Raw genomic sequence first — 12,390 nt, forward strand, 5'->3', positions numbered from 1 at the left:
AATGGTGCAATTTTTGTCATCACTGCATCATGAGGGACTATCAAGTTCCCTGCTTTATCATCAGAGTCGACCAAAACAGCTTCATCTCTCGCCGCCTCGACCTTTTCATCAACATATTATTCTACTTATTACAGTGATATGAAATCCGACATTCACTTAAGTTCGCATGCGGAGTTAGATTTGAATCGTACCGGGTTTTATGGAGGCCATTTCGTTTAAGTCAGGCCGCCATGGTCTGACCGGATTGTTGCTGGTAGAAGTTTGCCTCAGCTTCTGCCGGGGGTATATACCCAATCGAGCTCAGCAACCGCTGGTGGTTGTACCAGTGAACCCATTTCAAAGTGGCGATTTCCACGGCTTCGCGACTACGCCAGGATTGCCGATAGATCAGCTCCGCTTTGTATAACCCGTTGATGGTTTCAGCCAAAGCGTTGTCATAGCTATCGCCTTTGCTGCCTACAGAGGGCTCTATGCCGGCCTCAGCGAGACGCTCGGTGTATCGGATGGAGACGTATTGGCTACCCCTGTCGCTATGGTGTATCAGGCCGTCCATGCGGCTCGGCTGTCGAGCGTGCAGCGCTTGCTCCAGGGCATCCAGAACGAAGTCTGTTCGCATGCTGTTGCTCACCCGCCAGCCAACGATACGCCGGGCAAATACATCGACCACGAAGGCGACGTAGAGCCAGCCTTGCCACGTTGAAACATAAGTAAAGTCGGACACCCATAGCTGATTGGGTCGATCCGCATGGAACTGGCGTTGGACCCTATCCAGCGGACAAATCGCGTTCTCATTCGGGATGGTGGTGCGGATCACATGACCGCGACGAACGCCCTGCAGGCCCAGTTGACGCATCAGCCGCTGTACCGTGCAGCGAGCAATATCAATGCCCTCACGCTTGAGTTGCTTCCAGACTTTCACGACGCCATAGCACTGCATATTGTCATCCCAGACTCGCTGGATTTTATCGCTCAACAGCTCGTCCTGTTTGGCACGAGCGCTTCGCAGTTCGGGTTGACGGGCTTTGGCTGCATGCACGTAATAACCGGACGGAGCGATCTGGATTACCCGACAGATCGACTCGACTCCGTAGCGGTCACGGTACTCGTCAACGAAGGCGTTCAGGGTTTGTTGCGGCGGTCGAGCTCCGCCTGGGCAAAATACGCACTGGCCAGGCGCAGAATCTCGTTCGCTTTGCGCAGTTCCCGGTTCTCGCGTTCCAGAGCCTTGATGCGTTCTCGTTCCTCGGTCGTCTGGCCGGGGCGGTGGCCAATATCAGTGCGTATCCAGCCATGCAGCGTCTGGGGGACACAGCCGATCTTGGGCGCAATGGATTCGATGGCTGCCCATTCGGAGGGGTAGTCCTTCAGGTTCTCCAGAACCATGCGCACAGCACGTTCACGGACTTCAGGGGAATAGCTATTAGATTTCTTCATGCCTCATTCTCTCAAGAGTTGAGGCCTCCACGAAACCCGGTGCGATTCAGATTGGCTCTCAGCCTTTTGTGGGGCTGAATCAAATAAAAGCGCGGTTCCCGCGCCTGACAATGGAGGTTCACCCATGAATACAACCACCATCCGCAAACCCGCTGTGGCGCTCACTGTAACGTTAGATACAAACACGCTCGAAGTGCTGTCGCGGTACCGTCACGCACGGTCAGCATGCCACCTTGTTGGCTCTGGTACGGATGTATGGGAAGAGTTGTATGCAGTCTTCGAGAGCGCCGGAGCGGAGCTAGCCAGTAAAATTGATGCCTTGGTTGCTGGTAAGCTATGAGCCGAGCCTACTCATCTTGCACTATGTCAATTGCTCCCGAATATGCTCCAGGAGAATCTATCACTTACCTAAGCAAAAAAATCTGCGCGCTCATTTAACAGAAGCATTACACAAGCAGCTGTATGGTCAAGGCGGGATTGTAGTGGTCAATTAATTCCGGTCAATGTTTAAAGTTTTTCCTCCGCTTGTGCCGGTGCACTGCCATCATTCAAGGCATGGACCGCGCCTGGCTGTTATATCCCATGGTAAGCTCGACGATGCGTAGTAAGACGCATATTTTATCGCACCAAGCTGTCTCAAGAGATCATACGATAGTAGCGGAGTAAAATTGGCTGATGTTTGAGCTCAAGCAGGTTAGGTATTTTGTAGCAGTAGCAGAAGAACTTAGCTTCAGACGCGCAGCAGATCGGCTGTGCATTACGCAGCCGCCGCTAAGCCAATGCATCAAGGCCTTGGAAGAGTCGTTGAACGTACAGCTCTTTCTGCGCAACACGCGGAGTGTGCAGCTGACCAAGGCAGGGGAAACGTTTCTTACTCAGGCCTATGGCCTGCTTGACACTGCTAACAGAAGCGTCACGATGGTGCAGCAGGCGGCGCAGGGAGAGGTGGGCACACTCCGTATCGGATACTCTGCGAGTGCTATTTTTTCCAAAGCTTTGACTTCCGCTTTGGCAGAACTATTAACAGCCAGGCCAATGCTGGAAGTCCAGTTGTGTGAGGGGAATGCCCTTGATCATATTGTCTCGCTAAGAGCAGGGCGCTTGGATGCAGCAGTATTACGGGCAGACCTTGGTGCAGAAATGCTAGGCAGGCTTCTAGTTACGAGGCTTGCTGATGAACCCCTGTATGCAGTGCTACCAAGGGGGCACTCATTGGCATCTCGTGCTTCGGTTGAGATGCATGACCTGGCAGGTGAGAGGTTATTGCTACAACCAGCAAGCCAGCGAACATTTTTGCGGCGTCAGGTGGAGTCGCTAGCGGATCGTGCGGGTCTTTCCCTGGATCGTGCGTTAGAGGTACCTGATATCAGTAGCACGCTTTGCTTTGTCAGCGCAGGCATTGGTGTGGCAATCCTGCCGGCAAGCGCAGCGTCGATTGCACACAGTTTAGTTATCGTCCCCATAGCGGATGCTGGATCTTCGCAGCCACTTATTCTCACTTACAGAGATAAGACTCCCTTGAACGATCAACTACTCTATGCACTAAGCGGACGCTGATATGCATTAACCAATGTAGAGGAGCAGGGCCGTTTACCTGGGCACATCTAGATTGGTGAGGGTGGTGTTTCAGAAGGTCATAATTATTTAGTCATTACCACCAGCCGCAGGACCTACTTGATCGCGCTGACCTCGACCGAAAAGGGGTGGATGGCATCGGTGTCTTGGGATTACCCCAAGGACCGCATGTTGGCCTTGCAACGCCAAGCGTAGGCCGCGCAGACAACCGCGCCGGTCGATACAGAGCTGTCGCTGGAGAGTATTCGCTTCCGCTCACCGTACTACAGTGGATCGGCTATTCGGCGCGGCTGAGCTGCGCCTGGGGCGACAAGAGTGACGTAGTGCGCATCGAGCGCACCGATGAGGTGGCGCGGAGGAACTGACCATGAGCCAGGATAATTCCGCTGATGCTCCGGTGCCAGACGTACCTCCCAAGGCGGCCCCGGACACCGTGACGCTACGCGCTCAACCACGTTCGGTCACGCGCCTGACGGCGCATGCTCACCGCGCTTTTTGGCGATTTGGCGGTCGCTGGTCACCGCGGTTAGTCGTGGAATACATTGGTGCCGTACTGTTCGCTCAGGAACGCACGGATGTCACGCAATATCGCAGCTTGTCAAAAACCATATTCCCACTGTGCTTTGCTTATAAAGGATAAACATGGCCGTAATATGGAAAATGTCCCAGAACATGGGATGCTGGTTGGCGCATAGTTGGCTTCAATTCGCTGACAACCGTGTTCAATTGACTTTGTTTGTTAGCCGTCCTTGACGGCAACATGCCCAGGTAGCCTGCAATCGTTGGGGCTACGGCGTGGTTTGTGCCACGTTGATTGCATACCTCGTCCGCACCGCATTCCATGCGCGGATGACCATCTGGTATTGATCGGATGGTGGATGCACCATTTTTCAACAACCTCGGAGAGCCTATCCTCCGGGGTCAGCGTCTCCGTCAATATAAGGGGACTCATTATGTCGACACTCGTTGCAGTTCAAGACAGTGCCAATCAATTCACTATGCTGGAGGCACAGCATGACGATTGGATCATCGCCCGTGCCATGGAAATCCTGGAGAATCGGGTCTTTTGTGACGGTACGCCTTTACTGAGTGCGTGCGCTGTCAAAAACTTTTTACGTGCAAAATTAGCTGATAAGCCGAATGAGGTTTTTGCAGTTTTGTTCCTGGATAACCAGCATCGGGTTCTCGCGTTCGAAGAGCTGTTCAGGGGAACCATCGATGCAGCAGTGGTATACCCCAGGGTAGTCGTCAGCGAGACACTGAAGCACAATGCCGCCGCTGTCATATTGGTTCACAACCACCCTTCGGGGGAAAGCGATCCAAGTCATGCTGACAGGCATTTAACAACCAGATTGAAAGCAGCCTTGGAACTGGTTGATGTCCGCGTTCTCGATCATTTCATCGTAGGCAAGGGCGATCCTTACTCGTTTGCAGAACAAGGGTTGCTCTGATCAGCCGTTTTTATCAGGCCTGCACATCATAATGTGAAGGCCTGATTTTTCGGTGGCAATATGAATTTTTGGTTGCAAAGGTTCGGTCTTAGCCTCTCCCAAACGTCTATTGAGTATTGGTGTGAGACAAGTATCGAGCACGACGCATCATCCCTCCCAAAAGGATACTCATGAACTCCCTGGTTTCGCTGCCGTCTGGCAATGGCCTTGATTTGGATCATGCAACTTCGTTACCTGTAAGGGGAATCGTGACATGAGGGGTAAGGAGCAGCCTATTACTTGGTATTCAGAGCGGCCGACAGTACGGGGTCGATTGGGGCTGCTTGTGATCGCGGCGTGCTGCCTTGGTGCTATTGGGGTGGCATTGGTATCGCAGTATGCCTTCGACATGCAACCGTGCCCTTGGTGTGTTCTGCAAAGAGCGCAGTTCCTGGCCATTGCTCTGGTCTGCGGGGTGGCGCTCATGACACAGCGCGTAGTACCGCGCTTGCTGTTCTGCAGCCTGGCCTTGCTGCTCTCGTTAGCGGGAATGGCGACAGCGCTGTGGCAGCACTTTGTAGCGAACAATGCATTTTCATGCAGTCTCAGCTTGGCTGACCGGATCATCTCCGACCTGGCTTTGGATCAACTCATGCCCGCAGTGCTCGCCCCACGAGCAGGCTGTGCCGATGGCGCAGTCGAGCTGATGGGTGTTGCTTATGAGTCTGGAGCCTGGCGCTGTTCTGCATCATTGCAGGCGTGCTTGGGGCGATGGTCGTGGCGCTGTACCGCTCCGTCGGTGGCCGTGGTTTACGGTGAATGCCAATGGTCTGCCCGTCGAGTTTGAAATCACTGGAAAGCACATCAATGATTGCCCACAAGCTCCCGGCCTGGTCTTCTGACCGCCGGTGCAAGGAGCCATGCAGGTGATCTGAGCAAGGATGCGCTCTGCGCCAAGTCATACTGCACCGCGTTTTGAACTGCTTATCTGTCGCGGCCACCGCGAGCGCTAACGTGTCTACTTTCTTCTTCGGTTGTGTGATCAAAGCGGTTGCACGGATGCCGTATTGTTTATCGCCCGACGAGTTGTTCTGGTGCCGAATAGCGCCATAAGTAACTCCACGGTGTTTCAACATGGCCATCTTCTCTGTTTTACCCCTGATCGTTGTCAGCCTGTTTGCAGTGCTCTCCACCTCACATGCCCATGCAACGGGTTTGATCGTGGTGACTGATAGCTTGCATCCGATACAGGCTCCCGCCGGTGCGCGGGTCATCATGCTGGATGCGCCTGCACGGATCGAAGCTGAGCTGGATGTCGGCCTTTCGGGTGGTGCTTCACGCAGCGCGGCTATCGTGCGGCGACGCTTGGGGGAGGGAGGTGAGGCGCTCCAATACCGTATCGCCAAGGCATATCAGGATGTAGTGGACGCCTGGAGCCTGGGCATTACCGCTATTCCGGCTGTCGTCGTTGACCAACGCTATGTGATCTACGGCGAGGCTAATGTAACCCAAGCCATTGCACGGATTGAAGCCCATAGACAGGGGCTGACACAATGAGTGGTCGACAGATCAAGACGCCTCTACGCTTGCGCCTGGGGGTTGCTGTTGCACTGCTGTGTTCGACTGCACCGAGCATGGCCCTTAACACCGGCACTATTGTGTCATCCGCCCTGTCACCTGATTGTCTCGAATACAGGGTCGTGGGGATCTGTTACTGGCTCCGCTGCTCCTTGTCAGGGTGCAGCGTTCGGACGTCCGTCAAGGTTCGCCATTATGTACCGGACGCTGTGGTGTCGAGCTACTCGAACACTGGCGAAAACCCCTGGGGCGAAATTCGCACGATGAGCCTGCCGAACCCTACCGCCCAGGCGGGGGGAGATGGCACATCGAACCTTGATCACGAGAACAATCTCGCCAAGTTCAAGAATGCGGACGTGATCGGCCATCCGGGCGGCGAGCTGTTCAATCAATTCTCTTCGTCGTTCGGTTACAGCTGCCAGGGAGTTGGCACGGCATTCATGCCCTATTTGCTGAGCACGCTGGATACCCCTGCCTGGCGCTACAACATGCCCGAAGCGGTATATCCCGAGGCGCTAATTCCTGGTCAGCGCGAAGTGGGCTCGCGCAGTGGCATGAGCCTGTGGGGAAGCGTTTACCCACGGGGCGGTTTCCTTCACCAGAGCGATGACTACAAGGCCGGGGCGGTGGTGGCGCAGCGTGCTGGTGACATCGTAACCCGCCGTGGTCAGCCGCATGTCTATCAGCCCGTGCTGGCCAGCGCACGGGACGGTTACTGGCCGGCGGGTGCCTTGATGGAAACCGACCCTTCAACGGGCAAGTGGCAGGAGCTGACGCCGCGTGCGTCTTCCTCTTGCATGGTGTTCCCCCATGACGAAACGCTCACCCAGGCCCGCCGGGGCGACTATGCATGGGCATTGTGGCGACCGTATAGCTGCTGCCAGCGCCGGGGCCAGACCTTCCTTGGCAGCGTGGATTTCAACTGAGGTCGCCATGATGAATCATCGTCCTGACAACCTTGTTTCACTCCGCTGTTGGCGTCCCGCTGTGTTGGCGGTCTCGTTGGCTATGGCCAGCAGTCTGGTTCTGGCACAAAGCGGTGGCTTCCAGTATAGCGGCAGTGTGATCGGTGATGAGGTCATGTATTCGATCGGTGGTGGTAATGCCGTTTCAATGAGTGGTGCGGCGGGTATGCGCTCGATTGGTGTGGGTGTCGGTTGGAACAGCAACCTAATCTGCGGCGACATGAGCATCAGTACGACGATCCAGAATCAGCTCAACGGGGTTACCAATGGATTTCAGCACATCATGGGCGATGTTATCCAGAACGCGACGAGCGCGGTTGCGTCGCTGCGAGGGCTGATCATTCAACGTGCTGATCCAGGGCTGTATAACATTCTGGTCAACGGCGTGTTGCAGGCGCGGCTGGATTTTGATCGATCCAAACTTCAATGTCGCGCCATGGCCGAAAAAATGGCGGACATGGTAGGGGGGCAGATGGGCTGGAACCAACTCGCTGAAGGCATGGCGCTGCGCGAGGCAGTGGCAAGCAGCGATGCGGTCTCAGCGATCGAACAGGCCGAAACCCGCCGCGGCAATGATGGAGTTCCATGGGTTGGAGGCAGCAACGCTGGCGGTACGAGTCAAGCCCCGATCAAGGTGGTGGGTGACGTTACGCGGGCCGGCTATAACCTGGTCAATGGGCGCGGGGTCGCCGACAACTCACCCGTCAATCCGGCGGGTTGCGCCAGTCTTGCCTGCCAGACCTGGTCGTCGCCTGATGCGGCAGTCCAGTGGGCAACCCGTGTGCTGGGTGAGCAGGAGCAGCGTACCTGCGAGTCCTGCATCAAGACCCAGACCGTGCCTGGAGTAGGATTAACGCCCCTGATCCAGGAAGAGTACGACACCAGACTGCAGGTTCTGCAGGAGCTGGTCTCGGGGGCTCGCAATACTACTTTCGAGAATTTGCACGAAGCCGGCAGTGCATCGCTGCCGATCACGCGTGGCGTGATAGAAGCGCTTCGCGATGAGCCCGATCAGGATATCCTGGCAAGCCGGCTTGCCTCTGAGGTTGCGCTGTCTTCTGTACTGGAGAAAGCGTTGTTGCTGCAGCGCACGCTGCTGACTGGCAAGAAGGAGCCCAATGTCGCTGCTAATGAGCTCGCCATTGAAGCCGTGAACCGCGAGAGCGACACGCTCGACCGGGAGATTCAGAATCTCATGACCGAAATGGAGCTGCGCCGGGAACTGGCGAATAACTCGCCCATGGCGATCATCCAGCGGCACGGCACACGCGCGGCGGGATCACGCGGCATCTACCAGGGCGACCCTGTGCCGGACCGTCTGCAGCAGTTACAGCGGCCAGCGCCTGGCAATACACCATGAATGCCGCCTGGCTACGTTGGTTGTGCAACCGGCGCGCCGCCAGGGCGCTGGTGTGGACGGTGCTGCTGCTGGCCGCTGCCGTAGCGGCCAATGTGGCGGGTATCTATTTCATGGGCAGCATTTCTGGCTGGGAGCGGTGGTTGGATGAGGTATCTGGCTTTTTTCTGTTATGGCGGCTGGGCCTCTACGCTGCAACTGCCTACGGTTGGCGGTGGATGCGCCGTCGGGTACTTGCCAGGGAGAATAGCTCCGCAACTCGGCGGCGATTGCTGCGCACGGAGATTGCAGCCGTACTGGCTCTGGTCACGCTGGAAGGCAGTCTGCTGATGCAGAACACGTAGCGGGGGCTGAACCATGACGCTGTTCACAACCGATTACCTGGAATATTACCTGACGCTGGTCGGCTGGATCGTGCATAACGGGATCTGGTCGGTGTTGGTGGCCAGCGGTGTGTTTACCATCCCGTTCATTGCTATCATCTTGCAGGAATGGCTCAAGGTCCGGGGTGAAGGGGCGGACGAGGGTAACAAGGGTCTGCTATCGGCTGCGCGTATTGAAACCCGCGTGTGGGTCGCGGTTGTTGTGGTGATATTTGCGGGCATCCCGTTTATCGATGTGGATCTCAACCGCATGCAGTATGACGATGCGCGCTCCTTGCAATGCGGTGTGAACGTACCGCAACCGTCCGATACGGGCTGGAGCCAATCCTTCACTACTCTCAACGACCAGAGTGCCAAGGTGCCCGTATGGTGGGCCTTTATGCACGCGCTATCGCGCGGTATTACCAGTGCCTCGGTGGCTGCGATCCCCTGTGGCACCGAGCTGCGTCAGATGCGCATGGAGCTTGATGCCACGCGCATAGATGACCCAGTGCTGGCACAGGAAATATCAGACTTCTCTCACGACTGCTACGGCCCGGCCCGCGCCAAACTGTTCATGAGCCGCCCGGAGCTGGATGAGGCGCAGATGCACGACGTCACCTGGATCGGTTCACGGTATTTTATGGACTCGGCGGGCTACTACGACAACTATCGCTCCCGCACTCCACGCGATGCCTGGCCGTATGACAGCAGCCGCGATGCGGGGCTGGCACAGGTACCCAGCGGGGGCGGCTATCCAACTTGCCAGCAGTGGTGGAGCGACGGCAGTAATGGCCTGCGAGGTCGATTGCTGTCCGAGGTTGACCCCAGCCTGCTTAACCGGTTGGCGGGGTGGGCGGGCTTTCTGAGTCGCAGTGAGGTGGATGACTCTGTGATTCGGGCGATCGCGGCTCCCCGCCAGCAAAAGCTGAATCAAGGGGCTGTCTACACCGACTACGGCGGACAGATCGACAAGACGCTGCCTAATGTCGTGACACGCGCAGCCAGCGACCTTGGCCTCACCATTGGTTCACTGGGTTTTTTCCCGGCAATGGATGTGGTGCGCCAGGCGCTACCGATGGTGTTGGCGTTTCTCAAAATGGCGTTAGTGATCTGCATTCCGCTGGTACTCGTCATCAGTACCTACGAACTCAAGACCGTGGTCACGGTCAGCGTGGTGCAGTTTTCACTGTTCTTCGTGGAGTTCTGGTTTCAGCTTGCCCGCTGGATCGACAGCACCATTCTGGATGCGCTGTACGGAGTAGGGTGGGGATGGAATCGGCCCGTCACCAATTTTGATCCGCTGATGGGGTTGAACAATACGTTTGGCGATATGTTGCTGAATTTTGTGATGGCGACGATGTTTTTGGTGTTGCCGGCGTTCTGGATCACCGCTTTGGCGTGGACCGGCATCCGAGTGGGGAACGTGGTTCAAGGATTGGCCAACGGCACGCGCGACGCAGGCCAAGCTGGAGGCAAAGGTTCTAGTTTTTTGATGGGCGCAGCTAAGAAATAATCAGCGGCTCAGTGATCCTCGAAGCGCGGATCTGGATCATCATTATAGTTAATGGGGTCGTAGAACAAGCTTTCACGATGATCTATCTCTTCGGCTTCACTACCGAGAAAGTCAGCATGTTCTTCCTTGGCATGGCTATCTGATAGCCATGCTGCAGTTATAGTAAATACCATTATCAAAGTGAGCCAGAATGCAGTGTAAAATAATACCAATAAGACGATCACTTTGACCGTCCATAGCAAGGCGGAGGCAGCTGTCTCCGGTAGTCCCTTGGAGGTCAGCCAGCCCGACACTCGCCGATCACCACACAAATAGCCACGCCATCTGCGACCAAGCCAATGGCCGAAGCGTTGTGCTTTGATGCGAGATGTCGTGTTCATGTTCGTCACCTGCTACATATGAGATAGCTACTCCAGTTTGCTCCAATCCTGCTTACTTGCCAGGACCAATGCGTTCCAGTCGTCCGGTGGGTTTCCGCGCCCGAGCATCTTCTCGAATACTGCATACGGGTCTGACTTGTTGCCAGATGACCGCAGGGTCTGCTCGTCGTTGACCCAAGCATATACGATGACTTTCGCCTTCGAGTCGTACCGGAAAAACAACCGGTATCGTCTTCCGAGCTTAGCCCGCCGCCAGTGGCGATAAGCCGACCCCATGGTGTTTCCCTGACGATATTCGTCCCGGGCCGGATCGCCCGGCACCACGTCAAGCATCAATTGGGCCAAGGCCCCGAAGAACTTGACGTTGGTGTTGGACCCGAAGCCCTCCGGATCTCTCTCTTGAGCACGTAGCATGGCCGTGCGCAGTTTCATCAACTGCTCGATCAGGTTGTCGTGGAACAGCAGCGTCCAGCCATGCTGTTGCATCAGATTTCCACGTCCTCATCGAAGTCATCGCTCAGGTCGACCTTGTGCCCACTAAGTTCCAGCATCGTGCGAGCCAGATCCTCTGGCAGACCGCGAATGTTCCGGCCAGTCTCAATATCGCGAGCCAGCAGGGCCAGGAACGCGGCAATGGCGGGGTCTTCATGCTCGGCATCAGCACGCGTAACGACAACTTCCCCGTCACGCAGATCAAACGCAACCTTGCCGCCGGTATCCACCCCCAGCGCCTGCCGGATGGACTTGGGCAACGTGATCTGGCCTTTGGAGGTCAGCGTGGCGACTTCATGAACGGCAAGCATGGTAATTCCCCTGGTAGCGATGCTGCCAAGGTAAGGAGTTTTCCTTACGTTGTCAATATGGGGTTCCATTACGGCCTCTGAATCTGATAAAGGACCCATCTTAGGGCAGGAGCAACCAGCCTTCTCACATCAATCCGACCGCACTCCAACCGTATTGGAGGTGGACTATCTGATGCCTATCGTCCTATATCCAAAGGCTGCAAAGGGCTAAGGGCAGAAAGGGAAGGGAATGGGGGCAAGGGGAAAGGCTCTATCCGAAAAGGCCAAAAGATTGCCTCAGGCCCTAGAATCGAACATCTAGTCATCACTGCCTTCGCTTGCCCCAGGCATCATAGGAGGAGCGCTCGAGGATCCGCCCGTGGTTGTCGGTAACCGCCACGATCGAGCCCAGATGGTCGGTATGCAGATAGCGTTCCTGGGGCTGGGCGGCGGTGATGCTGACACCGCCTTCATCGATGCGCAGGTTGTCCAGGTAGGTCAGGCTATCGCTGTTGGCCGGGCCACTGCGGCCGTAGGCCACGAAGCGCAGTTGGCCGAGCTGAGAAGATGCGTGCTGTATTGGTAGCCGGCACTGCGCTGGCCGCCCCTCGGGTAGAAATACAGGCTGCTGCCGCTTTCGTGGGCTTCGATTTCCAGGGTGTAGTGGGTGTTGTCGGCCACCTCACCCAGCAGGTGATTGAGGGTACTGGCGGCACCGCCGTTGGGGTTTTTGCTGGTGACCCGGGCGTAGAGTTTGTTGCCAGAGATATAGGCTCGTAGGTCACGATTGCCGGAACGCTGCGCCGAAGTGATCTCCTGACCAACCCGTCACATCTCCAAAAGCGCCGATGAGACGTACTTCAGAGCCCATCTGTAGCCATGGAGATGAGTGGACTGTAAACCCAAAAAAACCAATTAAGATAACAAAAAAATGAAATATAATATGGTGCCAAGAGAGAAAAGTAAAAATCTAGAAATTGGGTTCTTATTCTTCTCTAAGGCAAACCCCCA

The 12,390-nt window shown here is 56.0% G+C and carries 16 protein-coding genes, 1 pseudogene and 1 other annotated feature; of the genes and pseudogenes, 12 read left to right on the plus strand and 5 right to left on the minus strand.

Annotated features, from left to right (window positions below):
* Positions 1-220: 220 nt before the first annotated feature.
* Positions 221-1,434 (minus strand): IS3 family transposase gene (locus BLU11_RS06975; protein ID WP_090272669.1). Its coding sequence is split into 2 segments (ribosomal slippage): positions 221-1,158 and positions 1,158-1,434, totalling 1,215 coding nucleotides; the frame shifts between segments, so codons are not numbered across the junction.
* Positions 1,049-1,165, minus strand: a sequence feature (AL1L pseudoknot). It overlaps the preceding gene by 117 nt.
* Positions 1,435-1,558: 124 nt before the next feature.
* Here BLU11_RS06975 and BLU11_RS06980 point away from each other — a divergent pair.
* From BLU11_RS06980 to BLU11_RS07030, 11 genes and pseudogenes are all read left to right on the plus strand, one after another.
* A complete protein-coding gene (locus tag BLU11_RS06980; RefSeq protein WP_090272670.1) occupies positions 1,559-1,774 on the plus strand; it encodes a hypothetical protein in 216 nt (71 codons plus the stop codon).
* 335 nt (positions 1,775-2,109) lie between these two features.
* Positions 2,110-2,991 (plus strand): LysR substrate-binding domain-containing protein, encoded by an 882-nt coding sequence (locus tag BLU11_RS06985; protein ID WP_090272671.1) that lies wholly within the window; start codon positions 2,110-2,112, stop codon positions 2,989-2,991.
* Between the two features lie 87 nt (positions 2,992-3,078).
* Positions 3,079-3,374: pseudogene (locus BLU11_RS06990) on the plus strand (TrbG/VirB9 family P-type conjugative transfer protein); the annotation flags it as partial.
* A gap of 2 nt (positions 3,375-3,376) precedes the next feature.
* Entirely contained in the window at positions 3,377-3,649 is a 273-nt protein-coding gene (locus tag BLU11_RS06995) for a hypothetical protein (RefSeq protein ID WP_090272672.1), read from the plus strand.
* A 313-nt stretch (positions 3,650-3,962) separates the two neighbouring features.
* Entirely contained in the window at positions 3,963-4,460 is a 498-nt protein-coding gene (gene radC, locus BLU11_RS07000; RefSeq protein WP_090272673.1) for a RadC family protein, read from the plus strand.
* A gap of 253 nt (positions 4,461-4,713) precedes the next feature.
* The gene (locus tag BLU11_RS19805; RefSeq protein ID WP_090272674.1) at positions 4,714-5,286 is read left to right on the plus strand and encodes a disulfide bond formation protein B; all 573 of its coding nucleotides are present in this window, start codon (positions 4,714-4,716) and stop codon (positions 5,284-5,286) included.
* Positions 5,287-5,573: 287 nt separating this feature from the next.
* The gene (locus tag BLU11_RS07010) at positions 5,574-5,996 is read left to right on the plus strand and encodes a TIGR03757 family integrating conjugative element protein (RefSeq protein WP_090272675.1); all 423 of its coding nucleotides are present in this window, start codon (positions 5,574-5,576) and stop codon (positions 5,994-5,996) included.
* Positions 5,993-6,943, plus strand: coding sequence for a TIGR03756 family integrating conjugative element protein (locus BLU11_RS07015; RefSeq protein WP_090272676.1), 951 nt, complete (start codon positions 5,993-5,995; stop codon positions 6,941-6,943). Before BLU11_RS07010 ends, BLU11_RS07015 begins: the two co-directional genes overlap by 4 nt.
* A 7-nt stretch (positions 6,944-6,950) precedes the next feature.
* Complete coding sequence (locus tag BLU11_RS07020) at positions 6,951-8,342, plus strand: integrating conjugative element protein (protein WP_197674262.1); 1,392 nt, start codon at positions 6,951-6,953, stop codon at positions 8,340-8,342.
* A complete protein-coding gene (locus BLU11_RS07025; protein ID WP_090272677.1) occupies positions 8,339-8,683 on the plus strand; it encodes a hypothetical protein in 345 nt (114 codons plus the stop codon). The genes BLU11_RS07020 and BLU11_RS07025 overlap by 4 nt, the downstream gene beginning before the upstream one ends.
* A 13-nt stretch (positions 8,684-8,696) precedes the next feature.
* The gene (locus BLU11_RS07030; protein WP_090272678.1) at positions 8,697-10,217 is read left to right on the plus strand and encodes a conjugal transfer protein TraG N-terminal domain-containing protein; all 1,521 of its coding nucleotides are present in this window, start codon (positions 8,697-8,699) and stop codon (positions 10,215-10,217) included.
* A gap of 8 nt (positions 10,218-10,225) precedes the next feature.
* On the opposite strand, the gene BLU11_RS07035 is transcribed toward BLU11_RS07030, so the two are convergent.
* The 4 genes from BLU11_RS07035 to BLU11_RS07050 form a co-directional block, all read right to left on the minus strand.
* Entirely contained in the window at positions 10,226-10,597 is a 372-nt protein-coding gene (locus BLU11_RS07035; RefSeq protein WP_090272679.1) for a DUF3742 family protein, read from the minus strand.
* Positions 10,598-10,624: 27 nt separating this feature from the next.
* Positions 10,625-11,083 carry a type II toxin-antitoxin system YhaV family toxin gene (locus BLU11_RS07040; protein WP_090272680.1) on the minus strand — a complete coding sequence of 153 codons (459 nt, stop codon included), beginning with the start codon at positions 11,081-11,083 and terminating at the stop codon, positions 10,625-10,627.
* The gene (locus BLU11_RS07045) at positions 11,083-11,400 is read right to left on the minus strand and encodes a type II toxin-antitoxin system PrlF family antitoxin (RefSeq protein ID WP_090272681.1); all 318 of its coding nucleotides are present in this window, start codon (positions 11,398-11,400) and stop codon (positions 11,083-11,085) included. Before BLU11_RS07045 ends, BLU11_RS07040 begins: the two co-directional genes overlap by 1 nt.
* Before the next feature lie 304 nt (positions 11,401-11,704).
* A complete protein-coding gene (locus BLU11_RS07050) occupies positions 11,705-11,920 on the minus strand; it encodes an RHS domain-containing protein (protein ID WP_090272682.1) in 216 nt (71 codons plus the stop codon).
* Positions 11,921-11,946: 26 nt separating this feature from the next.
* Here BLU11_RS07050 and BLU11_RS07055 point away from each other — a divergent pair, with 26 nt between their 5' ends.
* Positions 11,947-12,159 (plus strand): hypothetical protein, encoded by a 213-nt coding sequence (locus tag BLU11_RS07055; RefSeq protein WP_090272683.1) that lies wholly within the window; start codon positions 11,947-11,949, stop codon positions 12,157-12,159.
* Positions 12,160-12,390 lie beyond the last annotated feature (231 nt).

The sequence above is a fragment of the Halopseudomonas litoralis genome (assembly GCF_900105005.1).
Taxonomy (GTDB): Bacteria; Pseudomonadota; Gammaproteobacteria; order Pseudomonadales; family Pseudomonadaceae; genus Halopseudomonas; species Halopseudomonas litoralis.

Bases quoted from the DNA above. Each gene is read 5' to 3' on its own strand.
- BLU11_RS06980 (WP_090272670.1), top strand. From the start codon at position 1,559: ATGAATACAACCACCATCCGCAAACCCGCTGTGGCGCTCACTGTAACG.
- BLU11_RS06985 (WP_090272671.1), top strand. From the start codon at position 2,110: ATGTTTGAGCTCAAGCAGGTTAGGTATTTTGTAGCAGTAGCAGAAGAA.
- BLU11_RS06995 (WP_090272672.1), top strand. From the start codon at position 3,377: ATGAGCCAGGATAATTCCGCTGATGCTCCGGTGCCAGACGTACCTCCC.
- radC (WP_090272673.1), top strand. From the start codon at position 3,963: ATGTCGACACTCGTTGCAGTTCAAGACAGTGCCAATCAATTCACTATG.
- BLU11_RS19805 (WP_090272674.1), top strand. From the start codon at position 4,714: ATGAGGGGTAAGGAGCAGCCTATTACTTGGTATTCAGAGCGGCCGACA.
- BLU11_RS07010 (WP_090272675.1), top strand. From the start codon at position 5,574: ATGGCCATCTTCTCTGTTTTACCCCTGATCGTTGTCAGCCTGTTTGCA.
- BLU11_RS07015 (WP_090272676.1), top strand. From the start codon at position 5,993: ATGAGTGGTCGACAGATCAAGACGCCTCTACGCTTGCGCCTGGGGGTT.
- BLU11_RS07020 (WP_197674262.1), top strand. From the start codon at position 6,951: ATGATGAATCATCGTCCTGACAACCTTGTTTCACTCCGCTGTTGGCGT.
- BLU11_RS07025 (WP_090272677.1), top strand. From the start codon at position 8,339: ATGAATGCCGCCTGGCTACGTTGGTTGTGCAACCGGCGCGCCGCCAGG.
- BLU11_RS07030 (WP_090272678.1), top strand. From the start codon at position 8,697: ATGACGCTGTTCACAACCGATTACCTGGAATATTACCTGACGCTGGTC.
- BLU11_RS07035 (WP_090272679.1), bottom strand. From the start codon at position 10,597: ATGAACACGACATCTCGCATCAAAGCACAACGCTTCGGCCATTGGCTT.
- BLU11_RS07040 (WP_090272680.1), bottom strand. From the start codon at position 11,083: ATGCAACAGCATGGCTGGACGCTGCTGTTCCACGACAACCTGATCGAG.
- BLU11_RS07045 (WP_090272681.1), bottom strand. From the start codon at position 11,400: ATGCTTGCCGTTCATGAAGTCGCCACGCTGACCTCCAAAGGCCAGATC.
- BLU11_RS07055 (WP_090272683.1), top strand. From the start codon at position 11,947: ATGCGTGCTGTATTGGTAGCCGGCACTGCGCTGGCCGCCCCTCGGGTA.